This window comes from Thauera sp. AutoDN2 (genome assembly GCF_051280715.1).
In the GTDB taxonomy this organism is placed as follows: Bacteria; Pseudomonadota; Gammaproteobacteria; order Burkholderiales; family Rhodocyclaceae; genus Thauera.
The window spans coordinates 41,010-67,076 of sequence record NZ_JBNCAR010000014.1 but is presented as its reverse complement, the minus strand read 5'-3'; the positions used below and the strand labels follow the sequence as shown (position 1 = coordinate 67,076).

15 protein-coding genes are annotated in these 26,067 nt (G+C 68.0%); 13 read left to right on the top strand and 2 right to left on the bottom strand.

Translation table 11 applies throughout. The features are described from left to right. The first annotated feature begins 299 nt into the window (after positions 1-299). The 3 genes from ACPT9U_RS09870 to ACPT9U_RS09860 are packed head-to-tail and all read left to right on the top strand — an operon-like array spanning position 300 to position 4,799. Positions 300-2,774 carry a hypothetical protein gene (locus ACPT9U_RS09870; protein ID WP_435750783.1) on the top strand — a complete coding sequence of 825 codons (2,475 nt, stop codon included), beginning with the start codon at positions 300-302 and terminating at the stop codon, positions 2,772-2,774. A 2-nt stretch (positions 2,775-2,776) separates the two neighbouring features. After that, complete coding sequence (locus tag ACPT9U_RS09865; protein ID WP_435750782.1) at positions 2,777-4,204, top strand: hypothetical protein; 1,428 nt, start codon at positions 2,777-2,779, stop codon at positions 4,202-4,204. Positions 4,205-4,214: 10 nt separating this feature from the next. Then, positions 4,215-4,799 (top strand): GrpB family protein, encoded by a 585-nt coding sequence (locus ACPT9U_RS09860; protein ID WP_435750781.1) that lies wholly within the window; start codon positions 4,215-4,217, stop codon positions 4,797-4,799. Here ACPT9U_RS09860 and ACPT9U_RS09855 read toward each other — a convergent pair. Continuing rightward, positions 4,777-8,436 carry a hypothetical protein gene (locus ACPT9U_RS09855; RefSeq protein ID WP_435750780.1) on the bottom strand — a complete coding sequence of 1,220 codons (3,660 nt, stop codon included), beginning with the start codon at positions 8,434-8,436 and terminating at the stop codon, positions 4,777-4,779. The genes ACPT9U_RS09860 and ACPT9U_RS09855 overlap by 23 nt on opposite strands. A 377-nt stretch (positions 8,437-8,813) precedes the next feature. On the opposite strand from ACPT9U_RS09855, the gene ACPT9U_RS09850 reads away from it, so the two are divergent. From ACPT9U_RS09850 to ACPT9U_RS09805, 10 genes are all read left to right on the top strand, one after another. Continuing rightward, positions 8,814-10,925: a VWA domain-containing protein gene (locus ACPT9U_RS09850; protein WP_435750779.1), complete on the top strand. Its 2,112-nt coding sequence runs from the start codon at positions 8,814-8,816 to the stop codon at positions 10,923-10,925. An 86-nt stretch (positions 10,926-11,011) separates the two neighbouring features. Beyond that, entirely contained in the window at positions 11,012-11,737 is a 726-nt protein-coding gene (locus ACPT9U_RS09845; protein ID WP_435750778.1) for an ABC transporter ATP-binding protein, read from the top strand. Further along, positions 11,734-13,641: an ABC transporter permease gene (locus ACPT9U_RS09840; RefSeq protein ID WP_435750777.1), complete on the top strand. Its 1,908-nt coding sequence runs from the start codon at positions 11,734-11,736 to the stop codon at positions 13,639-13,641. Before ACPT9U_RS09845 ends, ACPT9U_RS09840 begins: the two co-directional genes overlap by 4 nt. A gap of 24 nt (positions 13,642-13,665) precedes the next feature. Then, positions 13,666-15,369, top strand: coding sequence for a formylglycine-generating enzyme family protein (locus tag ACPT9U_RS09835; RefSeq protein ID WP_435750776.1), 1,704 nt, complete (start codon positions 13,666-13,668; stop codon positions 15,367-15,369). 75 nt (positions 15,370-15,444) lie between these two features. Further along, a complete protein-coding gene (locus ACPT9U_RS09830) occupies positions 15,445-16,092 on the top strand; it encodes a YMGG-like glycine zipper-containing protein (protein WP_435750775.1) in 648 nt (215 codons plus the stop codon). After that, entirely contained in the window at positions 16,089-16,634 is a 546-nt protein-coding gene (locus ACPT9U_RS09825) for a hypothetical protein (RefSeq protein WP_435750774.1), read from the top strand. Before ACPT9U_RS09830 ends, ACPT9U_RS09825 begins: the two co-directional genes overlap by 4 nt. Before the next feature lie 59 nt (positions 16,635-16,693). Next, the gene (locus ACPT9U_RS09820) at positions 16,694-17,818 is read left to right on the top strand and encodes a S41 family peptidase (RefSeq protein ID WP_435750773.1); all 1,125 of its coding nucleotides are present in this window, start codon (positions 16,694-16,696) and stop codon (positions 17,816-17,818) included. A 2-nt stretch (positions 17,819-17,820) separates the two neighbouring features. Next, complete coding sequence (locus ACPT9U_RS09815) at positions 17,821-22,044, top strand: hypothetical protein (RefSeq protein ID WP_435750772.1); 4,224 nt, start codon at positions 17,821-17,823, stop codon at positions 22,042-22,044. Positions 22,045-22,186: 142 nt separating this feature from the next. Next, on the top strand, positions 22,187-24,169 hold the full coding sequence (locus ACPT9U_RS09810; RefSeq protein ID WP_435750771.1) for a hypothetical protein: 1,983 nt from the start codon (positions 22,187-22,189) through the stop codon (positions 24,167-24,169). 121 nt (positions 24,170-24,290) lie between these two features. Further along, a complete protein-coding gene (locus ACPT9U_RS09805) occupies positions 24,291-25,322 on the top strand; it encodes a hypothetical protein (protein ID WP_435750770.1) in 1,032 nt (343 codons plus the stop codon). 18 nt (positions 25,323-25,340) lie between these two features. On the opposite strand, the gene ACPT9U_RS09800 is transcribed toward ACPT9U_RS09805, so the two are convergent. Then, on the bottom strand, positions 25,341-26,018 hold the full coding sequence (locus tag ACPT9U_RS09800) for a hypothetical protein (RefSeq protein ID WP_435750769.1): 678 nt from the start codon (positions 26,016-26,018) through the stop codon (positions 25,341-25,343). Positions 26,019-26,067: the final 49 nt, after the last annotated feature.

The window sequence follows — 26,067 nt, the reverse complement described above, 5'->3', positions numbered from 1 at the left end:
CACAGCGGACAAAGATGGGGAGCTCAACAAAGACCATGGCTGGATTGTACGCTAGAAGCGTAGCTCTTACGCGTGCAACAGAAGAAGGGAGTGGGAGTAGTGCCATTGGTGCCAGACCACGATTTCTTGCGCGGTGGCGGAGAACTTGAATGCGAGGTGGGCTGCACTCGACTGACTCGGGTGCCATCCGTGAAGCAGGCCACGGCGCGAAACGCAGTTCCGATCCATGCTTACGGCGAAAGCGCAGTGTTCCTGCCCGACATCCGTACGCCGCCACTGCGGACAGCGAGGTGAGAGTCTTGTCCGACACACCCGAAGTACCCAGAAAGATCGATCTGCGCCCGCTTGCGCGCTTGCTCCCTGCCTGCTTGCTGGCTGTCTTGATGACGGGGCCTGCAGCCTTCGCTGAGGAGGCGCTCGGGGTGCGCGGCGTGGGCGCGAATCCACCCGGCACGCAGGCCGGCGACGCTTCGCTGGAGGCACTGGTGCGCAGCGGCAAGCTCACGGTGCGCGCGGTGGCGGCCTTTGGACGCATCCCCACCCGCTTACTGGCCTCGTTGTCCGGCCTGGGGGCGGGCGGTGTCGATGTGCTCGGGGCCACGCCGGAAGCTCTCGCCCGCATGCTCGAAGACCCCGCCCTCGCGCTCGATGCGCGGCAGCGCGCGGCACTCGAAGAGGCGCTCGCGATTCTGCATCGGGTGCAGGAGGCGGCAGGGGCAGGGGCAGGAGCCAGCCCGGCCGCTGTCGCGCTCGCGCCTGCCAGCGTGCAGGCCGAGCCGCTCTTCAAGGGCGAGATGACCGAGGCCTGGCAGCCCCATGCCGTCCGCGGTGGAGACTTCGATGCCTTCGCGCGCGTGGAGGGCGGGGCCTTGCGCGTGGCTGTGGCGTCGCCTTCGGGGGCGATGACGACCGGGCTGAAGACGGTGGCGCCGGTGGTGAAGCTGCCGCCAGCGGGTGGCGATCAGGTCGTGCGGCTCGGCTTCGACTTCGACGTGGAGACCGTGCGTAACGTGGTGTTCGCGCTGGTGCCTGGCGAGCAGTTGGGGAAATGGGATTGGTCCGTGCACGAGATCTGGCTTGCGGTGGAGCAGACGGCCGATGGCGCGCCGCATCTGGTGCTAGCAGTACAACGCCAGGTTCAGACCCGGCTGAAGCTGGACGATCCGGGCGTTCTGGCCGGGCTGACGCTGGAGCTTCGGCCGGACGGACTGATCCTGGTCGGCAACGGGGACGGGCGCGTCCTCATCGAAGGCCGGATGGCGAAGGCGCCGGTCGCGACGGATCTTCACTTGCAGATCTCGGCAAGTTCGCCCGACGCACGTGCGCCTGCACGCCTCGATCTGCGGACGGTGAGGCTGGACACGGTGCGTTTTGTGCCCAACGATCCGGGTGTGCTGCTGGAGAATGAGCCGCTGACGCTCACGCTGTTCGACGGACGCACGATGGCACCGCATTTTCAGCGTCACGGGTCGCCGCGAGGCGGGATTGCGCCGGAGAAGCTAAGCCTCCGGGAAGGGCTGCGCGTTGTGTCGGAGAAAGGCGACGGCAAGAACCTGCTCGGGATCTATGCCCCGGAACCCGTGGTTTGGCTCGACCGCTTTGGTCCGGGGGCCAGCGTGCGCCTGCGATTCGAGTTCGACGCCGCCGAAACCCGTGGCTTCCGCTTGGGGCTGGCGACGCCGCACAGCCTCTCGGACGGTGGTCCGAACCCGCCGCGTTTCGTACTGGACTGGGTGCGTGCGCCGGATGGCACGACTCGTGCCTCGCGCTGGCTCGACCGCGAGGAGGCGCGCCTCGACGCGACCCCGGCGGACATGCCCGCGGTCGTCGAACTGGAGCTCACGCCGCAGGGCGTTCGCGTGATCGCCGAGGGTTTTCCGACCGATCTTGCACCGTGGCGCGATACCCGGACCGGGCAGGGGCTGCGGCTCTTCATCCTCGCGCTCGCCGATGACCGGGCGCATCCCGTGTCGATGGTGCTGAAACGCATCTCGATGACCCGGACGCCGGGTCAGAACCCTGCGCAGCCACTGCCTGCGCCCGGTTTCGAGCCGCTGCCGGTCACCCGCCTGTTCCCCGATGCGGCTGCACCTTGGGAGCCGTTCGGCCTTGCGGGCGTCGATTTCGCCAAATTCGGACACCTGGATCCGGACAAAGGGCTGACGGTGGCGGTCGAGCGTGGCTTCTCTGGCGGGCGGGCAGGCATCCTGTCGCCCGCGCCGGTCGCCCGTCTGGACCAGCGAATTTTGCGCACACCCTATCGCCTGGTCCTTCGCTTTGATCCTGCAGCGACCGACGGCGCGCAGGTGATGCTGTCCCCCGACCGGGTGGCGGACATGCAGAAGGGAAGCCTGCTCGCCCTCTCCCTGGTCCGCACCGCCGAGGGCCGTGACGCGGGCAGCTATGTGCTGACGCTGACCCGTGACTACTACGCCTACTGGAGCCGCCGGATTCCGGCCGAGGTGATGGCGAGATGGGACGGCATGCTCACCATCGACCTGTCGCCCGGCTCGGTGGTGGCCGATCTGCCGGGCGTGACCACGATGCGCGGCACCGGATTCATCGGCATCGCCAAAGGGGCCGAGCTCTCCATGGCCATCCAGTCGCGCTCGGATGCCGGGAACGGGCCCGTACGGATGGCGTTGCGGCAGGTGGATGGGCAGTGGGTTACGCCTGGCGGGATGACGGCCCTTGAAAGGATGGAACTGGTGGATCTGCAGGACTTCGATCCCGAGGCGTATCTCGACCTCCTTATCGACGCGCAGGAGAAGTGAGCATGCAGACGTATCGCGGTGTCGTGGCAAGCATTCTGTTTGCGCTCGGCCTGGTGATGATGGTGGGGCAGGGCTGGGCACAGGATCTGCATGGGTTGCGTGATACGGTCGCCGCCCAACTGCGGGAGGCGCGCGAGAAGGGCTATGCCATGCCGAAGGTCGCCGACCCGTGGGCCTATAGCGCAGAGACGCTCCAGGAGGTGGCGACCCGCCTGAAGACCGTCAAGGATCCCTGCTTGTCCGCCTTGGAGACTGCTCTTTATCTGGACTCGCGTCGCGCGGAGACGAGTATCGAGGCGGCCCTTGAGAAAGTCGAAAATCCAGGCGTCATGGCGCTCGAAATCGCCGCCGAATGGATACTGCCCGACGGTGTGGGGGTGTCGACATCGCTGCTTGATTACCTGTTCAAGGTGGATGATCACTTCGGCCCGATTGGCACTCTGACCGACGCCGTGGACAGCTGGCACATCATGAAGCGCCACTTCGTGGGTACGGTCGAAAGCGAGAGCGGGGTGTGGGCCTACAAGGCCTGGCGCGAGGCAAGCGACAAGAAATGGACCGATGCCGATCTCAAGGCGCAGCACAAGGCGCGCGTGGATTTGAGCGCGAGCTTGTTGGCCGAGATCGAGGCTGCGAAGGCGGGGCTCGACGATCAGATGATGCGGGTTGATCTGCGCCATGGCCAGGCCCGTCTTGACATCGAGAAACGCCACGCCGATGCCGTCGATGCGATCCGGCGAGAGGCGGGTGGAAACAGATTCCGGCTCGAAGAGCCGGCCTTCGTCGCCAAACTGGCGAATGCAAAGAACGTGTTCGTCCGTGAGTGGGGTGAGGAACTGCAACGCTACCAGGATGCGCAGAACAAGGTGATCGCCGATCACACCGGTAAGGTGGCACGCGCGCTGAAGGACATTGCGAGGCTGCAGGTTGAGCAGGCGACGTTGAAGAAATATGTCATTCATGTCGTTCGCGGCGAATGCGAGCAGGCGGGCAAGCCCTTGCAGCCCGCAACGGCAGGAAAGGCATCCCCGATGAATCCGATTCTCGGTCTCGATCATGATCGGCTCAAACAGATCCTGGAGGTGCTTGGGGTGCAGCCTCCGAAAGCCTTCCTGAACTGTCTGTGCGCGAAGGCGGGGTGGGGCAGCCCCCAGACGTCCCGTTTCTATCATCCCGATACCTGGGGGAGCTATGACAAACGCTATGTTTGTCAACGTCCGGGGGAGCCTTGCATCGTGTCGGGTTATGGTTGCCTGCGGTTCCCGCTGCCTTCTGATCCCGCCATTTGGACGGGCTGCGCTGCGGAGGTTGTCGCTGCGGGCGAAAGGAAGGTGACGACCGCCATCGAAGAGGCGGTCGCGGCTCGGGCGGCCAAGGCCAACGCGGCCCGAGCAGCCAAGAATGCAGCGGCTCGGGCAGCCAAGCCCTAGGTATTGCTACATGAGCGCAAAACCCCGCCATGTCCAACGCGCGCTGCAGGAGCGGGTCGAGATCGTGCCTTACGATCCCGCCTGGCCAGCGCGTTTCGAGGAAGAGGCGGCGCGGCTGCGGGCGCAGTTGCCGGCGGAACTGATCGGGCGCATCGAGCACTTCGGCAGTACCGCCGTGCCGGGCCTGGCGGCGAAGCCGATCATCGACCTGCTGGTCGAGGTGCGCTCGATGGCCGATGTGGTGCAGCGTATTGCGCCTATCCTGAAGCGACAGGGCTACGAGTTCTTCTGGCGCGACCGCGAGCGCGGGCTGCCGGGGATCGCGTACGCGTGGTTCATCCGGCGTGATGCGGCGGGGCGGCGCACGCATCACATTCACTGCCTGGAGCCGGGCTCGTCGGAATGGGCGCGTCTGCTGTTCCGCGATTACCTGCGCGCCCACCCGGAGGCGGTGCGTGAATACGGCGCGCTGAAGCAGCGCATCGCGGCCGAGCACCCCGACGACCGCGTCGCCTACGCGAAGGCGAAGACGCGCTTCGTGCGCACGGCGATGGAGGCCGCGCGCCGGGAGCTCAGCCGCCCGGACCGAACTTGATTGCCGCCTCCATCAGCATCGCCATCTCGTCGACCACCTGCGGGATGTCCTTGCCGCCGGTGAGCATGCGGATGCGGCGGTTGGCGGTGATGGGGTCGATGGTGTTGTTACCGAAGTCGGCCAGCACCTGGCGCACCTCCTGCCAGTGCTGGCGTGAGGTCTTGAAGTGGTCGGCGCTGCCCGCAGTCGGCTTGATGCGGTCGAGCATGGGGGCGACCTTGGTGTCGAAGTCCTTGGCGGCGCCGCGGCTGACCTCCTGCAGGCGCTCGAAGTGGCTGAGGTTAGGCGCCTCCTCGAGCATGTGCCAGCTCTTGTAGCGGGTGACATCGGCGGCCTGCTGGCCCCATGCCTTGCTGACCTTCGACTTGTCCTTGCCCAGCCAGGCGGTGTCGCGGTAGCTCTCGAGGTGCTTGCTGGTGGTGACATTCTCCCAGGCGAGCTCGGCGTTGCGGCCGGTGATCTTGGCGTAGGCCGCTTCCCAGGCCTCCTGCGCCTCGGTCTGCCAGGTGTGCAGCTTGGCGGGGTCGCCGTTGCGGGTGAGCGACTTCATCGCCGCCTCGTCGAGGCCGATGTCGAAGTCCATGCCCACCGAGCCTGCGCTGGCAGCGTTGCGCATCTCCTTCAGCGCCTGCTGGTTCCAGCCACGATCGCGCATGATCTGGTGGAACTGGCGCTCGACGTCGCCGTGTACCGACTCGAGCTGCAGCACATACATGCGCTGGGTGGTGGGGTCGCCCTTGTACTTGAGGTAGTTCTTTGCGTTCGGGTTGCCGTTGATGGCCGTGACCTTGTCGCGGATCTCCTTCTGGATCTGCGCCAGTTCGGCGGCCGGGCGGCCGGCGCTGCCGGCTTCGGCCAGGCGCTGCTGGGCGGTGCGCAGGTCCTGCACCAGGGCCTCGCCTTCCTTGCGCGCGCGGTTGAATTGCGCTTGCGCCTCGCGCTCGAAGGCGGTGGGGCCGATCGGGGCGGGCGCGGCATCGCTCGTTCCCGTTTTCGAAGGCGGCGCAGCGTCGGCGACCTTGGGCTTGGCCCTGGCGGTGGGGGCGGGGCCGTCGGCATCGACCCCGCCGCGCCCGGCGCGAGCCACGACCTTGCCCATGCCATATTCAATGCCCTTCGAAGTGATGAAGGAGATGCTGCCGCGTGTTGCCGCCTCGGCGAGCCCGCCCTCGCGGTAGCCGCGCAGGGCCTCGACCGCCGCGCCCGTGCGCGGCCCGATGCTGCTGACAGTGCGCAGCACGGCCTCGGTGGGGCCGCCCTCGATGTAGCCGGTGACGGCCTGGTAGGCGGTGTCCACCGCCTGTCCGCCGAAGAGCGAGGCAACCATCATGCCGGAGTCGGCGGCGGTCTTGATGTTCTCGGATGCCTCCAGCCCGAAGTTCGCCAGCGCGGCCGCTTCCTCGTCCTTCGCCTGCTGGCCGAGGTAGTGGCCCTGCACCTTCTTGCCGAGCGCATCGGCGATCTGCTGGATCGCCGCCTGGTCCATCGTGGTGCGCACCTCGGGGGTGAGCTGGCGTTCGACGAAGGCGCGCGCGTTTTCGCCTTCCTCGCCGGGCAGCATGGAGGCGAGCTTCAACAGCGAGGCCGTGCCGCGCTGGAAGCGCTCCATGCGCTGCTGGTTGTCGCGGATGCTGGCGATGAAGCCGGCGTGGGCGTAGTCGTCGAAGGGCGAGCGGGTGCGCACGAGCTCGCCGGTCTCGATCGAGGCGATGAGGTCCTTCTCGGCCTGGATGTCGGAGAGTGCCCCGACGATGCGGAACTCGAGCGCGGCGCGGCGCTCGGGGTCGGTCTCGGCGGCCAGCTCGGTGCGGTCGCGCGCGAGGTTGGCCTCGACGAAGCGGATGTTGTGACGGTGGAACTCGACGCGCTCGCGCTGGGCCTCGGCTTCGGCCTTCGCTTCGGCTTCGGATTTCGCGCTCGCCTCGGCGGCGGCGTCCTTTGCTGCCTGGGACGGCTCTTCTCTTGCGGCAGGGGCGACTGCCGGCGCGCGCTGGACGGCGGCCCCGCCACCGTCGCGCGCTGCGACCAGGGCGGAAAGGCGTGCCCTGTCCTCTGCCAGGGTCGTGTCTTCCGAGAAGGGGCGCTCCTGCAGCCATTGCCGCGCTGCAGCCACGAAGGCGGGCGTGAGCGCATGGTGGCGTGCGATGTCTTCGTACTGTGACTTCGTCAAACCCTTGATGACGGCGTCCCCGACCGCTGCCCCAAGCGCCAGGACATTCTGCTCGATGGCCTGCCCGGCAGCGGCGACCGGGTCATCACCGCCCGAGCCGCCCTGCTGTGCGGCGGCGGCTTCCTGTGCGCGCTCCTTTGCAGACCGTGCGATCGTTGCGTCCCTCGCTGCCGCCACACGGGAGAGTTCAAGCGATTCGGGATACTGCACCGCCTGCCCTTCGGACAGTGCGCGGGCCTTGACGGTCGTGGTCCAGGTGCTGGTTTCGCCGTCCTCGTCCGTGTCGGACAACTCGAAGGTTTGCCGGATCTCGCCACCCTTAAGGTAGGGCAGCAGCGAGGGCATGGGCAGCCCATCGTCCTCGTGCATCTCGAGGACGTCGATGTACGGGTCGGTTTTCTCGTCGTACTTCTCGGCGTCCAGGGACAGGGCCCGGTAACGCGGCGCGGCGGCCGGGCCAACGGCGTAGACGACGAACAGCAGGGGTTGCTCGACGAGATCGTCGATCCACAGGTCCTCTTCGTTCTGGTACACGCCGAACCAGATACCCTCGGGGCCTGTTGCCGGGGTGAGCAGGCCGAGCAGGGTGTCGGTGGCCTTGCGGTGACCGGTTGCGGCGGCATCCTGAGCGGCGATCGGGTCCGGCGCTTCGGCGAGGGCCTGCATGGCCTCGGCGAGCTTCTGCGCGCGCGCCTCGAGGGCGACCAGGTAGTCCTTCAGCAGCGCGGCCTGCGTCAGTGCGGCTTCGGCGTAGGCTTCGTTCTCGTACTGGGCCGCCAGGTTCGCTTCGGCCCAGGCGTCGTCGAAGGCGGCTGCCGTGAGTGCGATCGCTTCACGGATGTTCAGCAGCTCGGACAGGATGGGTGTGGCGCGACGGAAGTACTGCAGGATGTCGTCTGCGGGAAAGGCGTAGTACCCCGCCCAGCGCTGCTCGACACGTGCTGCGTCCGCTTGTGAGAGTGGGCCCATCAGGGCCAGGGTGGCTTCCTTGGCGGTGGTGATCATGCCTGCATACTGCGCGCTGCCGAGTTCGACCATGGGCAGCGCCGTGGGCATGGCGAAGGGGGGCAGGGGTGGAGGCAGCGGGCGGGTCAAGGCCAGGGCGACAGGGGCCGGGGCTGTGCTGGCGTTGCCGCCTGCCGCCTCGGTTTCGACCTCGCGGATCACCTCCAGCGCCTTGCCGAGCGCCGTGCGCTGATGGGCATCGAGCGCTGGATCGTCAAGCATGCGGGCGAGGGCTTCGGGGGATGCGCCGAGCACATCGATGCCGCGCGCACGTAGTCCGGCCAGTGGTGCAAGGACGCTGGCGGGGATGCGGTTGAAGGCGACCAGCGCGCGAACCGTGAGGGCGTCGCGGCCAACGAGATCGCGCAGTGCACCGGCGGTGTCCTGCTGACCCTGCATGGCGCGCTCGCCCGCGCCGGCGCCCTGTGCAGCGGGTTGGCCCAGCGTGGCGGGGCTGTTCATCAGAACAGTGGCCAGGCACGCGCTGGTCGCCAGGCTCAGGAGCGTGCGCCGCGGGCGTGGCAGCAGCCCGCTTTGCGCTCGGGTGGGGCGGGGGGTGGGACAGGAGGTGGAGCAGGGAGCGATGAGGCGGTCGGGCATGGTCTTGACCTCTTGATTGAGTGCCGTCGGTCGGCTTGCCTCATTTTCGGTGTTTGGCCTTGCAACGGCCCCACTATTTTTCGCGGCACTGTGGCTTGAATCACGAATCGCATCGTCCGTACGTGAAAGAATGGCGGTGAGCCCGTTTTCCGTTGTTCTGCGCGGGTTGTGCCCGAATTGGGTGGCTTGTTTTGATCGAGGCGTCATCGATGCCTCATGTCATGAGAGTGAATGCCGTCATGAGCCGACAAACCGTTCGTCGTGTAGCCCGCCGCTTGCGTTGGGGCGTTGCCGTCGTTTCCCTGTGTGCGAGTGGTCTGGCTGCTGCGCAGCTGTCTGCGCTGGAGGGCAAGGAGGGCCATGCGCCCGCCGCGGGCGCGGATGCGCTGGAAGGCGCGTCCGCAGTTCAGTCCGGGACGGCGCCCGTGGTGGCCGACGGCGTCCAGTGCGAGGGTACCGGACCCTGTATCGAGACCGTCACCCAACTGCCGCTGAGGGTGCTGCCGCGCCCGTTTTCCAGCCTGTACCGCGAGGCGCAAGCCAGCGCAGACGGCGTTGTCCGGGCAAACCTGCCGGCCTTCAAGCCGCTGTATGTGTTCGAGCGCAAGGGGGTGGATCTGAGCAACCCCACCGAACCGCAGGGCTGGTACCGCGTCGGTACGGCGCGTGATGCGGCCGAAGGCTGGATGCAGGCCCGTGACGTGCTGGAATGGCGCCAGGCGCTGCTGCTGTCCTACACCCACCCCGGCAACCCGCTCGAAGGCCGCCGTCCGGTGCTGATGTTCCGCGACCAGACCGGACTGCAGGGCATTGTCGACGACATGGACATGGCAGGGCGCGCAGAGGCCCTGTACAAGGAGATCGACGCCGGAAACACGCCCGATGCGGTGGTGAGCATGGAGCCCAAGCGCTTCGTCGACATCACGCAGAATTTCTACATGCTGCCGATCCTGCAGTGGTCGCAGACCCAGATCAACGGCGACGACGCGCGCCTGGTGCAGCTCGCGGCGGCGGTGCCACGCAGCCGGGGTGCGGACAGCCTCGAGAACCCCGAGTACCGCAGCCAGGCCGAAGTGGGGCGTGATGCAGCGGGTGCGGCCTTGCGAGACGTAAAGGCCGACATCGTGTTCGTGGTCGACACCACGCGCAGCATGCAGCCCTTCATCGACATGACTCGCGAGGCGGTGGCCGAGATGGCACGCCGCTTCACCGGCGACAAGGCTGACCGCGTGCGCTTCGGCCTGGTGGTGTATCGCGATTCGCTCGAGGCCGTGCCCCAGCTCGAATACCTCACCCGCAACCTGACCCCCGAACTGGTCGATGCCGGCACGCTCGCCGGTCTGCTGGAAAACGACGCGCGCGCGACGGCGGTCGGCAGCCTCGATTACGCCGAAGAGGCCTTCGCCGGCGTCGAAACCGCGCTCTCGTCGAAATGGCGTGAGGGCGCGTTGCGCTTCGTGATCCTGGTCGGTGACGCCAGCGCCCACCCCAAGGGCCACGCGCAAAACAAGACCAGCAAGGACGAGACCGACCTGCGCCGCGAGTATGACGACCAGCAGGTGCACCTGCTCGCCATTCATCTGCAGGACCCGCGTGCGAAGGAAGACCACCCGACGGCGGTGGCGCAGTTCGGCCACCTCGCGCGCGTGCGCGGCTCGCAGGACCAGTCGGCGCTGGAAACGGTCAATGCCTTCGAGGAAGCGGAATACCGTGCGCTGGTCGATCGTGTCACCCGGGGCATCGGGCAGAAGCTGGACGAGGCCATGGGCGTGGCCAGTGGCGCCGATGCGATCGAGGTGCCCGAGTCGCTCAGCAAGGTGTGGGATGCGGCGCTCATCGAGTACATCGGCAAGGAGGCCTCGCCGCCCAAGGACATCGTCGCCTGGGCGCTGGACCGCGACCTGGTGAATCCGGCCGACCGGGCGCTGGACGTGCGCGTGCTGGTGACGCGCGATCAGCTCTCCTCGCTGGCACAGGCGCTCGACCAGGTGGTGCAGGCGCTGATGCGCGCCGAAGTCACCCAGGTGCAGTTCTTCGAGGCACTGCAGGGCGTGGCGGGGCAGACGATGAAACGTCCCGAGGACATCGGGGCCGGTGCGCGTCTGGCCGACAGCGGGCTGTTGCCGGCGTTCATCCAGAGTCTGCCGTACCGCAGCGACATCCTTTCGCTGACCGACGACATGTTCGCCAGCATGACCGCCGAGCAACGCTCGAAGCTGGAGTGGAGCATCCTCGCCAAGCTCGAGCAGTACCGCGCGATCAACGAGCAGGTGGATGCCTGGTTCCGGCTCAACGACGCCGATCCGGACAAGGAGCTGGTGTATCCCCTGCATCTGGACTATCTGCCCTGAGCGTGACGGGACACCGGGGTTGCGTGAAGGGCGAAGCGGAGCAAGCGGCGATGTCTGTGCGCAAGAGCGGTGGATTCAGGGTTCGCATGGATGGACTGCGAAAGCTGCGCACCCAGGGCGAGAGCGTGTTCGAGCTCGCCGTGCCCGCCTTCGACGTGGAGGCGGGCGAGTTGGTCGCCGTCGTCGGCCAGAGCGGTTGTGGCAAGAGCACGCTGCTTGACATGCTGGCGCTGGTGATGGAGCCGACCGAGGTCGGCCGCTTCGAGCTGCACCCTGGCGACGGACCAGGCGGCTTCGACGTGCAGGCCTTGTGGGCGCGTGCGGACGAAGCCGCCCTCGCAGGCCTGCGCCGCGATTACCTGGGCTACGTGTTGCAGACGGGGGGCTTGCTGCCCTTTCTGTCGGTGCGCGACAACATCGCGCTGCCCGGACGGATCAAGGGCCTGGACGAGCGGGGTGAGCGGCTCGAACGCCTGGCGAGCCGGCTCGGCGTGCAGGAATGCCTCGACCGCATGCCCTCGGCGCTGTCGATCGGGCAGCGCCAGCGCGCTGCGATCCTGCGCGCACTGGCGCACGGCCCGCGCCTGGTGCTCGCCGACGAGCCTACGGCCGCGGTCGACAAGGCGCGTGCCCGCGCCATCATCGACGACATGGAGGCGCTCGCACGCGACGAAACCGTCGCCGTGGTGGTGGTCACGCATGATGTCGAGCTGCTCGCCGGACGTGCCGACCGGATCTACGGCTTCGAAGTGGCCCAGGTTTCGGCCCAGGTGACGCGCTCGCTATGCCGGCGCATGGAGCGGCTGCGATGATGCACATGCCCACTCCCGCGCCCACTCCCGCGCCCACTCCCGCGCCCACTCCCGCGCCCGCTGCCCGTCCGCGCCGTCCCGCGCGCCTGGTGTCGTCGCTGGCCGCACACAGCCTGTGGCACGAGTGGATCCTCACCCTGTGCCTGGTGATCGCGCTCGCCGCCGTGATTGCGCCGCTGCTGGTCCTGCTCGGGCTCAAGCACGGCACCATCGAGACCTTGCGCGACCGGCTCGTTGAAGACCCCGTGTTCCGCGAGATCCGCCCTGCGCAGACACGCGAATACCCGCCCGAATGGTTCGAGGCCTGGCGGACACGTGGGGAGATTGCCTTCCTCACCCCGACCGTCCTGCCCCTGTCTTCCGTGCTCGGTGTGGAGCCTGCCACGGGCGGCCGCCCGGAGCTGCTCGACCTCGTGCCTACGGCACCTGGCGACCCGCTGCTGCTCGAGAATGGCGGGGTGATTCCGGGCGCTGACGAGCTCGTTCTCAGCGCGGAGGCGGCGCGGCGCGTGGGCGTGAAGGCGGGTGATGTGGTGCAGGCCAGGGTGAGCCGCAGCCGGGCGGGGCACAACGAGCTTGCGCAGGCGGCGCTGCGGGTCGCGGCGGTGCTCGACGCGCGCGCCGGCAGCCTGGCGCGGGTGTATGCGCCGCTCGCCTTCGTGCTCGATGTCGAAGCCTACAAGGAGGGCTATGGCGCCCCCGCCCGTGGTTGGGCCGGAGATACCCCGGAGCCATACCTGAGCTTCGATGGCGCGGTGCTGTTGCTCGATGCTCCGCTGTCACCGATCCGTCGCAGCGGGCTCATCATCAATACCGGCTTCGGTCGTATCACCGAACTTGCACCGGAGCAGGTGGCCGAACGCCTCGGCTTCACCCCCTCCGGCGGCTTCGCCGCGTACGACCTGCATACGCCCGGGGCGGCCATCACCGTGTCCAGCCTGCGTGCGATCGAGCAGAAGCTGCGGGGTGAGCAGCGCATCCTGCTGCCCTATGTCAGCGACCTGAAGGTACGGGATGCCGGCGGCGAGCCCTTGCAACTCGTCGGCTTGTCCGTGGATGCGGAGCAGGCGGCCCGCCTCGGTGTCGCGGCACCGCCCTGGGGCGGATTCGCCCCGACGGCGGCCACGCCGGAGCGCCAGCGCAGCGTGCTGTGGCCTGCGCAATCGGAGCCGGGTGCGCAGGCGGGGGCAGTGTGCCTGTCGGCGGAGGGCGTGGTCGGCATGGACTTCAGCCTGCTCCCTGTCGGCGACAGCGGCTTCGATCATGCGGTGGTGCCGGTGGAACTGCTGGGCATCCTGCGCACCGCGCGTCAGCGGGCGGTGCTGTTCGACGCAAGCAGCGGCCGGTTCGAGATGGCGCGCGGCGGCTACCGCGGCTTTCGCCTCTACGCGCGCAGCATCGACGACGTGCCGGGCCTGTATCACGCGCTCGCGGCTGAAGGCATTGAAACGATTGCCGAAGTGGAGGCGATCGAGCGTATCCAGGTGCTCGACACCGGTCTGACGCGCCTGTTCTGGCTGATCGCCGTGCTCAGCATCAGCGGCGGCACGGCCGTGCTGGTCGCGAGCCTGTATGCCGCCGTGGAGCGTCGCCGGCGCGACCTTGGCGTGCTGCGCCTGCTGGGTTTGTCACGCGCGCATGTGTTTTTCTTCCCGGTTGCACAGGGGCTGATGATCGCCACGCTCGGGCTGGGGGCCTCCTTTGCCGGCTACGGCCTGCTCGCCGAGGTGATCGACCGCAGCTTTGCCAGTGAGCTGGCACCGGGTGAAGCCTTCTGCTCCCTGCCGGCAGCCTATCTGCCGCTGGCGGGCGGCGTGACGCTTGCGCTGGCGGCGTTCGCCTCGCTGGCGGCCGCCTGGCGGACGACGCGGGTCGACCCCGCCGAAGCGATCCGAGAGCAATAGCATCGATTCACGAGAGGCCCGTACATGAACGCCCTTCAATACTCTTCCCGAGCCAGGCAGCCGCTGCAGCGCCGTGCTGCCTGGCTGGCGGTGCTGTTGACGCTCGCCTTGGGTGCGCCTGTGGCTGCGGCCCAGGACGCTGCGCCGAGCGCGTGGAACCCCAAGCCGGCCGAGGGCGACCTGGTGCTGCCGATGCCCGATGGCGCAGAAATGGTCTTCCGTCGCATTCCCGTGCCCGGCGAGGGTTTCTGGGGCGACCGGGCGCGCATCATCCAGCTCGGTGACGCCAGTGGCGGCATCTTCGAGGGGCTCCAGCGCACGCAGGTGAGCGGCTCCTTCCCCGCGGCCGATGGCAAGCAATGGGAGATCGTGCTCGGCAAGTACGAGCTCACACGCGGCCAGTTCGTGGCCGTGATGGGCATGGAGGCGCTGCTGACCGCCAGCGGCGACCCCGAGGACCAGAAGCTCCCGACGCTGCAGGGGCGGGCGCTGCGGGACGCGCTGATGAAACCGCTGGCCTTCGTCAGCTATCAGGACGTGCTCGCCTTCATGCGACGCTACAACCAGTGGTTGTTCGATCCAGCGCATCCTGAACGCGTCCAGGGGTTGCCACGCCTTGAGGGTGTTCCCGGCTTCATTCGGCTGCCGACGGAGGAAGAGTGGGAGTACGCCGCCCGCGGCGGGCTGCAGGCGATCGAAGCGGGACGCTTCGACGATCGCCTGCCGATGCCGGCTGGTGAGATCAACGAATACGCCTGGCATCTGGGCAATGCACGTCACCAACTGCGGCCGGTCGGTCTGCGCAAGGCGGGGGCCTTCGGCCTGCATGACCTGTTCGGCAACGTGCAGGAGATGAGCGCTGGCGTGTTCCGCCCCGAGATCTGGCAGGGCAAGCCGGGCGGGGTCGCGGTGCGGGGCGGTTCGGTTTCCACGCCCGCGGCCGAGTTGCGCAGCGCACAGCGGGCCGAGCTCGACGTGTACGCATGGAACGCCGACCAGAAGAAGATGGAGGAGCGGCGCTCCTTCAACTCGGGTGCGCGCATGGCGATCGGTGCCAACGTGGTGGTGAGCACCGCCCAGTTCGCGCAGATCGAGAAGGAATACGAAGCCTACCGCGCCGATCTGCGGCGCAGCACCCCGGTCGGGCGCACGCTCGACAACCTGGTCGCGCAGGCCTCGGTGCAGATCGATTCGGTCGACCCGATCCTCGACCGTTTGATGAAGGAGAACGCGGCGCTGCGCGAGCCGCTCGCCGCGGTGCAGGCCACCATGGGCAAGGCGCGCGAGCAGCTTGAGCTCGCGCAGCGCGAGAACGCGCGTGGCCTCGCGCAGGATGCTGCGCGCAACGGCGTGAACCTGTCGGTGTACCTGTCCAGGCTGGAGCGCCTCGCGGTGACGCTGACCACCGCGAAGGAGCTCGCCGCCATGTCCACCCGCTACGACGAGCAGGTCAAGGCGGTCGAGACCTCGATGGCTGAGCTGGAAACCGCTGCGCGCGAACAGCTCGATGGCTACCGCGACAAGCTGGCCAAGCTTGGCGAATACGACAAGGCGCACGTTGCGCTGGCTTTTCAGACCCTGGAGGGGCGTGAGCCCACGCGGCGCGAGCGGACGGTGCTCGAGGTGCTCAAGCAGCACGCGAAGGTGTTCGAGGAGACGCGTCGCGCGGATCCCGAGCGCTGGATGGACGATTTCCGCGCCCGCTTCAAGGGTTTTACCGACAGTTGAGGACGGCAGGCCGCCTGGCCGTTGTCTTCGTGAGCAGGAACGTTGCAGACGCTTTCGACAAGGAGAATCCAGATCATGAAAACCGCAAGACTCAGCCTCATCGCCGCCCTGGTGGCAAGCCTCTCGTTCGGCTGTGCAAACATGGACGACCCTTCGCGCACCCAGGCCGAGGGCGCCGGGATCGGCGCGCTGCTCGGCGCCGTGGTCGGCTATGCCGTCAGTGGTGACGGCAAGGGTGCGGCAATCGGTGCCGCGGTCGGTGGCGGGCTCGGCTTGCTGGTGGGCAACGAGGTTGCCAAGCGCAAGCAGGCCTACGCGACCACCGAAGAGTTTCTCGATGCCGAGATCGCCCGCACCGATGAGTTCAACGCCACCGCAGTCGCCTACAACAAGAAGCTGAATACGGAGGTCGCCGCGCTGGAGAAGGAGACCAAGACTCTGCGCGCGCGTTACGACAGCGGCAAGGTGAAAAAGGAGGTCCTGGTCGCCAAGCGCACGGATCTGCAGAAGCGCATCGACGACAGCAACAAGCTCGAGCAGACGCTGGCCAAGGAGCTGGAGGTGCAGAACGCGATCCTCGCAGAGGAGCGCGGGAGCCGTCCGGCCGGTGATGCCCACCTCGCACGTCTGGAGAAGGAGGTTGCGGAGCTGCAGAAGAACCTCGACAAGCTGCGTGAGGGCAGCAGCCAGCTCGCTCGCATCGACCAGAGGCTCTCGGTATGAGTGCGACGATTCGGCTGGCCGCCGCTGCAGCGGCCGTGGCGCTGACCGGGTGCGCGAACCTGTCCACCGATCCGCGCGAGGGCGGGTTTCTGGGGGGCGTTTCGGGCTTGAGTTCGGGCGCCTATGAGGCCCGCGTGGTCGAGCGTGAGGACCGCTTGGCCCAGCTGCGCGAGACGCAGCGCGGGCTCGAGATGGAGCGGACCCAGCTCGAGTCGCGCAAATCCGACGCCGGACGCCAGCTTGCCGCCGAGCGTGCGCGGGTGAAGAAGCTCGACGCCGACATCGCAGGCCTGGAGAAGAAGGTCGGCACGATGACGACCCAGCAGGGTGCGGATGCGCAGCGCGTTGGCGAACTGCAGTCGCGCCTCGCGGAGCTCAAGCGCAAGAGCGCGCAGCAGACGAGTGCGCTCGACGCGCTCGAAGGCAGCGGCTTGGGCGACGCCGAAACCGATCTGCGCCGCAGCCAGCTCGAGGAGCAGCGCCGTGCCTTGCAGCGCGAGTACGACCTGCTCATGAAGATGCAGCTGGAGCTCGCACGCTGATGCCTTCGGCCACGCTCCGTCCGTTTCTGTTGTCCGCGCTTCTGATTTGGGCGGGCGGCGTGACGACGGTGCTGGCTGCGCCGGTGGATGAGATTCGTGCCCTGCTGGCGAGCGCGCTCGTCGATCCGCCGGACGAGCGGGCGCTCGCCCGGCTGGCGGGGCTCGATGCCAGTGCGCGCGTGCCCGTGGCGCAGGCGGAGGCGCCCGACGCATTCGACGCTGCCTTGCAGGCGATCGATCGCCACGCGCGCTATTTCGCGGCCGATGCCTATCGTTCGCCGCTGCTGGGCGCGGCGGAATCGAGCGGCATCGGTGCGCGCCTGCTGCCGCAGGGCGATGCGGTGTTGCTCGACGTCTACCAGGGGGGGCCGGCCGATCGCGCCGGCATTCCGGATGGCGTGCGGCTGCTCGAGGTGGATGGCCGCGCGCTGGGTGGCCGTGCCGTGCAGGAGGTGGCCGCGCTGTTGCGCGGAGAGGTGGACAGCCGGGTGCACATTGCGTTTGCCGATGGCGACGGACGCCGCCGGACGGTGACGCTCGAGCGTGCGCGCTTCACCCCGCTCGAGGTGGAACTGGTGGAGGCGGGGGCGCTGCCGGTGCTGCGCATACGCGACTTCGTCGGCAGCATCACGCGCACGGCGGCGCTGGCGACGGTGGCCCATCTTGGCCGGGGGCGCTCCGAGGGCGCGCCGCCCGCGCTGGTGATCGACCTGCGTGCGGCGCCGGGGGGCGATCTCTACGAGGCGTTCGATCTGGCCGCCGCTTTTCTGCCGCAGGGGACGCTGCTCGGCACCTTGCGTTCGCGCTCGGCGCCGCCGCGCGAGGTCCGGGCGCCGGGCGGGCCAAAGCTCGACATGCCACTCGCGCTGCTGATCGGCCCCGATACCGCGAGCGCAGCCGAGGTGTTCGCCGGCACGCTCCAGGCCCATGGGCGCGCCGTCCTGATCGGGGGACACAGTTTCGGCAAGTGCAGCTCGCAGACCGATGCCCGGCTCTCGGATGGCTCGGTGCTGCGCTTCACCAACCTCGAGGTGCTGCTGCCCGATGGGCAGAGCTGCTCGGGACGGGGCTTGAGCCCCGATGTCGAGGTGGACGCGACCACGATGGTGCGTCTGCCGGATCTGCTGCGGCTTGCGCGTATGCGGCTGGGGGCGGAAGCGCCGCGGCAAGCGGGAGGAGGATGATCGTGTACGAGCCCTTGCTGTGGGTGCAGTCCTGGTTCTCCCAGGGTGGGGAGGCAGCCGCGCGGCGTGCGCCAAGGGCGGCGCTGTTCCGGTTTGCCTGCTTCGGGCTGCTGCTGGCGATTGCGCTGCCGGTCTGGGCGCAGCGCACCAACGAAGAGCTGATGGTCATCCTCAAGGATGTGGTGGCGCGCGACCCGGATGTCGCGCTCATGGGCATCGGCTCATGGACCGGCGGCAACAAGAAGTACAAGGATCCGCTCGCGGCCGAGCATGCGACCAAAAGCCTGGACAGCGTTTCCGATCACGACATGAAGCTGCTGGTGTCGGAGGGCATGGACGACGCCTCGGCGCTGGCCAAATGGCGCAAGACCCAGGACAGCATCCGCGAGGCGGTCAAGCGCAAGTACGGCTCGATCGCGCCGGGCACGCGCGGACACCGGGTGCTCGGCACGATCAACGTGTATCCGCCCGAACAGCTTGTCGCGCATGCGGAGGATGCGAGCCAGGCCGCGCGCATCTTCCGTGACGAGCTCAAGGGCTTCCCGAACCTGGCGATCGATCCCGACACCACCATGTCGCTCAAGGACATCGAGAAGAAGGCTGCCGACGGCATCTGGGGCAGCGGCAAGGCCGCCTACGTGCAGTCCTACGAGCGCCAGACCGGCAAGCTCATCTACAGTCGCAACGGCCGGGTGTGGGTCAACAGCGCCGAGCTCTATCACTTTGGCCAGGGGGCGATGAACTTCACCCCCGAGGGCTCGATCAGCAACGCCTTCCAGTGGCTGGACAAGGGGCGCGATGCGCTCGATGTAGGCGATCCGGGCAAGGTGGGCAAACATCTGCAGCGTGCGCTCGGCGACATCAAGAAGGCGCGCAACCTGCTTCGGCTGGGCAACAGCGCCGTCACCGGCGAACTGGACATGCTGGTGCGCAGCCTGCAGAGCATGAAGCCGGAGGATGCGAAGGCGCTGCTGAAGTCCGGGCGGGTGCAGCGGGCGCTGGCCAACGCCTACAGCGAAGGACGTCTGATCGAGGGCTACCTGCGCATGGGCGGCAAGGAGCGCCAGCTCTTCAAGCACGTGCTGACCGACCCGCACCCGCGCTGGACCAAGCTGCGCACGACCTTGAGCGAGTTGCAGCTCAAGCTCCCGGTCGACCAGATGGCGCGGGCGGGGACGGTCCTGATCAAGGCGGTGGTGGCCTATGCCAGCTACCGCGCGGTGGCGGGGGTCGCCGCCAAGGCCGGCGAGGAGGGCATGCTCGCGGCGGCGAAGCAGGCCGGCATCGAGGTGGCGATGATCGCCAGCCTGCCGCTGGGGGCGCTGGCTACCGCGGTGGACGCCATCCTGGAGGAAGCCAAGTCCTTCGGTTACGGCATGGTGTCGATGACGCAGGACTGCGACAACCTGCTCGCCGGCATCTCCCAGGTCAAGGGCTCCGAGGGTTTCCTGAAGGCGAACGTCACCGCGCGGGATCTGGCGGAGCGCTACGCCAAGGTCTCTTCGGTACGCGACCGGGTGTTCTATTTCGCCGATCAGGCGACCCAGCGCGACTATGGCGCCGAGCGTGGCGAGACCCTGCGCAAGGCCGACGAAGGCCGCCGCGATGCGCTGGTGAGCCGCTGCTCGGTGCCGATCCTGCAGCTGTGGCTGACCGAGCGGGTCGCGATGCAGGATAGCCTGGAGACGGCCTTGCTCGGGCTCGACACTTTCCTGACGACCCAGCCCTTCCTGGTCGGGTTCTCGCCCGATCCCGCGCGCCTGGCGGCTGCGCGCGACGGTGCGGATGCGCCGGTGGTGGAGGTCAAGGCCAGCGTGCGCTCCAAGGGCGAGTGGAAGGTGGTGCGGGAGGCGAACGAATCGATCCGCCGGGAACTGGACTTTCTCGGCGGCACGGACGGACGCGAGGGCACCTACGTCTACGAACAGGTGAAATGCAGCTGGACGCTGTCGCGCGAGGAGGGCGACGATCTGGTGACGCTGCGTCAGGAAGATACTTTCTGCACTTTGGACCAGGCGGAGCATGAATGGGCGCTTGCCTTGAGCGAGCCGGGGACCTATCTGGTGGAGTTCGACTGGGCGCTGCAGTACTCGCCCTACTGCCCGCACTGCCCGATTCCTGCCGATTACCGGCGCACGCATAAGTACAAGACCGCCGGCCGGGTCGAGGTGATCCGTGACGAGGGGCTTGCGGTGGCCTGGGCGGGGCGCGCCGAAGGGGGCGACAAGCTGCAGGCCCTGGGGCGGGTGCAGTGGCCGGGCGACGCCGCGGCGGCATCGGTTGCGGGGGCGGTGCGGCCGTTCGGAGTGAGCGCGGAGACGGGCGACAACCTGCTGGCGGTGAAGGTCGAAACCGCCGCGGAGGCGGACGCTGCGCAGACCTGGGGACTCAAGCTGCTGCGGGTGCAGGGCCCCTCCTGGGCAAGGCCTGGCGCGGCGAGCCTGAACGAAGCCCGGCTCTCACCCGGCGCGCCGGCCGAGTTCGAGCTGCCGTTCGCGCTCGGTGCTGCGCCGGTGGATGAGGAGGGCGAGCTGGTGCTCGACTTCGCGGTGACCTCGCCGCGCGGGGAGGCCTCGGAGCGTAGCCTGCGCGTGCCTCTATGGGTGCAGGAGCCGGTCAAGCTGGAGGCGCGCTTCGAGCCGGCGACCCGTGAACAAGCCGCCAGACTGACCCTCCGGCTGCAGGCACGGGAGACGGTCTGGGACGCGAACAGCGTGCGCGCTGCCATCGGTGGGCTGAAGCTGGAGCCCGTGATCAAGGTCGAGGACCAGGGACGCACGCTGCACCTCGAGCACCGCTTCGACCGGCAAACGCCGGGGGCGGGGCGCCACACCGTGCAGTTGAGTGTGGCCGACCAGCGCAAGCGCAGGGCGCGTGCGTTCAGCGTGGATTTCGACTATCTGCTGAGCCTGGTAATCGCCGAGCACGCACTGCGCCCGGTGGACGAGCCCGACGCCGCGCCGCGAACCGCGAGCCTGGAGGGGGGCGAGCGCGCCGCGCTGACGATGACGCTGGAGACCTTCGAGCCGACGCCGATCGCGGGGCTGGTGATCACGCCCATGACTGCCGCGCCGCTCGCACTGGACCCCGACATGCGGCCGCAGGAGGTGGCACGGCTTGCCCGCGGCAAGCCGCTCGTGCTTGCGCCGGTGCGCGTCGAGGCGCGTCCCGTGGGCAAGGAGGAGGACGCCCGCGTCGAGTTGCAGGCGCGTGTGGGTGGTCGCGCGGACGTGGTGCAGCCGGTGCTGCCGCTCAAGGTCGTTCCGGGCGAGACGCTGACCGTGGTGATCGACGGGCCGGTGGACGACGCCCGCGCCGAGGGCCTGCCCAACAACGCCGATGGGGTGCCGCAGGCGGGCGAGCGCGTGCGCATTCCGCTTCGGGTGCTCAACTTGAGCGAGTTGCCGCAGCCCGCCTACCGCCTTCAGGCCCGCAGCCTCGAGCCCCGCCTCGAGGTGCTCGACACCCAGGCCCAGCCCGGGCGGGCGCTGGTCCGCGGCGACAGTGAGATGCACTGGGTCGCGGCCAAGGTGGGCAAGGACGTCACCGGCGGCAGCCTGGGCTTCGGGGTCGAACTGCGCCTAGAGGGCCGAAGCGATCCGCTCGACTTCACCCTCCAACTTGAGCTGCCCGCGCTCGGGCCGCTGGCGGCACTGAGATTGCCGGCGGTGGTGTTCGCATTTGCGAACGAGGACACGGTGATTCCGGCCAGCCTGCCGCCGCGTCTGATGCCGCGCAAACCGGTCTTTGTGTGGGAGTTCAGCGATACCACACAGGTGTGGCAGAGCGCGGAGGGAAGGCTGGTCCGCAACTTCCGCAGCGAGGATTCGTGCATGGTGCGTGCGCTGTTGTACGACGGTGATACCGGCGCGCTGGTCGCGGCGGGCGGCACGCTGGTCGTGGTGCACACACTGGCTGGCACCGGGCCGGAGAACGCCGCGAACCGCAAGGCGGTCATCGATATGGCGAAGATGGTCGAGGGCCAGATGACTTCGGTGCTCGCCTCGGCGCCGGGTGCGACGCTGGACGAGAAGTACCAGTCGATGGCCGCTGCCAGCGGCGGCCAGAAGGTGAGCGAGGCGCAGCGCCTGGCGATGCTCGAGCAGTTCGCCGCGATGAACGGCGGACAGGTGGATGTGGAGCGGATCCGCCAGGGCTTTGCCCGCCTGATGAAGGACCCCCCGTCGCGGCTTGCGGATCACCCTGCCGCCGCGGCGAAACAGTGAAGACTCACTCGGACCTGACGGGCAACTGCCCGCAACGGAGTAGATCATGATGATGCGAAGCGAAATGCAAGGCTGCCGGGCCGTTGTCCACCGCACCACGAAGAGGCAACGATGGTGGCGTGTGCGGGCGACCGATCTATGCATGGCAGCCATGCTTGCGCTGCCCCTGCTCGGACTTTCGCAAGCGGACGCCGCGCAGGCAGCGGAGGGCGAGCGTGTGTGGCGATGGATGCCGCCCTTCCATGTACAGGTACCGGCGAACTGGCGGCCGCGAATGGACGATGGCGGGGTCGGCTACTACAGCGCCCGCCATCCGGAGGCCAAGACCGAGGACATCCCGGAGGGGATGAGCGAGGAGGATTTTTCCAGGCTGCCGTTTGGCATGGTCCACGTTGGTCGTGAGCGCCCGCCGAAACGCGGCGGAACACTCGATGACATCCTCGGGCAGTTCAAGAAGATGGGTGAGGATGAAAAGGTGAGCAACTTCTCGCTGACCCAGGAGGACGCGATGCTGGGCAGTCGTCCGGCCGTCCTGCTGCGTGTTGGTGGTGATCAGCAGGTCCGGGAAGGACTGAGCGTGCGGCTGGATCTGAACATGATGATCGCGCGTGAGCCGGACGCGGACGGCATGTTCCAGGCAGCGATGCTGGCGGGTACGAGCACCTTTTTCGACGCGCACACCGCTGCAATCAAGGCCATGCTGGCCGAGGCCGTCGAAGATCGCCAGCCGCCCCTGCGTCCCCTGCGCGAGATCACCTATCTGGTCGATGGCGACAAGCTCAAGTACACGTTCGGGCCAGCGGTCGCGCCCGATGGCGCAGTGGCGCTGGGGGACTGGAAGCACGCAAGGGTGCTGGTGTTCGCGGCCGATGGCAGCGTGATGCACGAGTGGGGAAGCAAGCATGCCTATAATGAGCCGTCGCCACCCGATGCCTTCAAGGAGGGCAAGGGGCTCGCCTTCGGGCCGGAGGGGCGCGTCTACCTGGTCGATGGTGGCTATGGGGATCCGGTCATCCGCATTTTCGAACGCGATGGCAGGCCGGTTGCGGCGCATGCGCTCGATCGGAAGACCCTGCCTGAGCGCGGACTGAAGGAGATTCGCAGTTTGTGGGTCGGCGAGGCGGGTGAGCTTTGGCTGACCGGCCAACGAGCAAGCGACAATGCCCTCGTGCTCATGACGCTTTCTGCAGCGGGCGAGATTCTCACCGAGATCGCCTTGCCCCAACACCACGCTGCCGCGCGCATGCCGGATGGCGGCGTGGTGCTCGGCGTGGACGGTGATCGGGCAGACCGGATCGTGCGTCTTGATGCGCAGGGCCAGCAGGTCGCGGAATGGACCTATACCGGAACCGGCTTCGATCCGCTGCCGGGGGAGTCGAGGCAGTACTTCAGCATCGAGCACCTTGCGACGGACGGCATCGGCCGGGTGTATGTGTTTGATGACGCAGAAGACGGCTTCTGGATCTACTCTGCAGAAGGGGTCTTTCAGGAGGTGGTGCCGGAGCAGGGGCTGGTGAACAACCGTTTCGCCGCACTGGTGGCTTCGGCACGTGGTGACCTGCTCGTTCAGGATGAGCCCGGTTTGGGTAGCGGTGATGCGCCGGCTCTGCGCTGGCTGGAGAATGCAAATCCGGCCGCGATCGGTGCCCCGGTTCCGGCTGCAGCGGCCGTCGCAGCGCCTGCAGCGGACAAGCGCGCGCCCGAACTGGTGGCGCTGGCCGCTCAAGGCAATCTCACGGTGCGTGCCCTGCGCGGCTTTGGCCAGCTGGAGCCCAAGCACGACGCGCTTGCGCTCCAGTTGCGCGCCCAGAGCCTCGACCTCTACGCGGCGGATGCAGTGGGGATCGAGGCGTGGTTGGTGGCGCATGCGGGCGGCAAGCAGGCGCTGCCGGAGGGCAGCATCGAGACCTTGCAGTTGCTTGCGCTCAAGCTGCGTGAGTTCGAGCCGAGGGCGCCCGAAACATCTGCGGGCGTGTGCGTGTGCGTCGATACGCGTGGCAACGGGCAGCACACCGTGATGAAGCACGGAAGCGGCGCGCCGCAGCAGGTGCGGCTGCAGGCCGGCGACATTAACGCGTGCATGAAGCTTATCGAGACCTTGCCCGAGTGTTCCCGTCAGCCTTGAATATTGTGCTCCAGCTACCCTGGGCTGACGACTTGCACAAGTGGGGTGCCGATGCGCGGCGAGGGGTCGGCACCTTCGTACCGGCGAGGTGCTGCAGCGCCCATCTTGACGGCGGCGCGGGATGAATACGCGCGTCGAAAGCGGCCGGCCGTTCGTGGTGTGGCTGATCGTGCTGATGCTGATCGCCTACGGGCTGCTCGGCCCCGTCCTGCTGAGGATCGGTGCCGGTTCCACGGCGACCATCACGGAGGTGCGTCGCACCGGCGGTGCCGAGCCGCAGTGGTTCAACCAGTACTGGTGGGTGGTGGCCTATGAGTTCAGGGCGGCCGACGGCAAGGTCCATGGGGGACATACGCGGGTGTTGGCGCATGACACTGGCCCGCGTGGTTACGCGAGGGTCGAGCCGGTGGTCTATCTGGCTTCGGCGCCGTGGCTCAACGTGCTGCGCAAGGAGGCCGGCTTCGATGCGGGGACGGTCGCCACGCTGGGCGCCGCGCTGCTGATCCTGTGGCTGACCCGTGCGCGAAAAGGCGCGAGCAGTGCGCCTGCGCGGCGCGTGAGCAGCCGGGGGGCGGGAAGTCGGCTCGGCCGCGCGAGCGCCACGCACGGTGCCGCTACGGCCATGACGGTCGATCAATCGCTGCGCTGGCTTCTCGGCTACCGTCGCCAGAGCCGGCTGTATGCCTGGCTGTTCTTCGCCGCGGTGATCCCGGTGGTGTTGCTGGTGATCTGGCTGGAGGTGGGCGAGCTCAACGACGAGGTGCTGGGCTCGCTCGCCTTCTTCATCCTTGTGTTTCTGGCGCTCGCCCTGGGCTCGCGGCGGCAGACGAGCGCCGCCTGGCGGGCTGTGGTTGTGGACAAACAGCCTTCGGAGCAGGGCGCGGGCGGGACGCTGGTGCTGGCGCTGAAACATGGGAAGCAACGCAAGCTGCGGGTGTCCTCACCCCTGTTCGATTACTTCGCGCCGGGAGATGCGGTGTTCAAGCTCGACGGCTTCGAGTGGCCGGAAAAATGGGAGCCCGATGCGGGGCGCAGGGTGTGCATCGCCTGTGGCGGGGTGATCAAGGGTGAGAGGCGCACGACCGCCTGTCCGCACTGTGGCGCGCCGCTGCCCGCACATGAGGCGATGCAGACGCTGGCCCCGCGTGCGTAGTGCTGTGGTGCAGTAGGCTCAGCGCGGCGCGAACCCGCCACGGGCTTCCAGGTCGCCCCTTACCAACGCCTTCGGGCAGCGCGAAACGATGTAGTCGCGCACGAAGGCGAAGTCTTCCGGCGCCGCGTAGATCTGGTTGCGGCTGAACTTCTCCGCGAGGTAGATGACCCCGCGGCGCTCGTTGATCCGGATCTGCCGGACCTTGGTGAAGGTCGTGTGCAGGGACTGGCGCGACGCCGCGAGCAGGCCGGCGCCGGCGGTTTGCGGGCTGCTGCCGGCGATGCCTGCGAGCATGGTGACCAGCATCAGGGCCTGGTTGCGCTCGAACTGCTTGCGCAACTGGATGTGCTTGACGCCGTGCGCGTCCATCTCGAAGACGACGTAATAGCGTCCGCCCATCAGCAATGCGAGCAGCGGGTAGGCAATCAGCGTCAGGACGACCACGATGCCGATCGAGAGACCACCCACCTCCGCGAAGGTGCGCAGCGCCGCGACCACACCGTCACCGTCGAAGAGGGTGAGGACGCCAACGAGCAGCGCCGGCACCAGGGCCGCAAACAGCATGACCTTTGCGACGGTGATGAGGATCGTCGGGTTCTTCCACAGATTGACCTCATGCACCCAGCGGAGAACCCCGTCCTGTCCGGACGTGATGCCCGAGCCGGGGAGGGGTTCCGCATCTGCAGCGCCAGCCATTCTGAACCTCCCGAAGGGGATGACGCAGCGCGGTGGCTGCGTCGGGTGG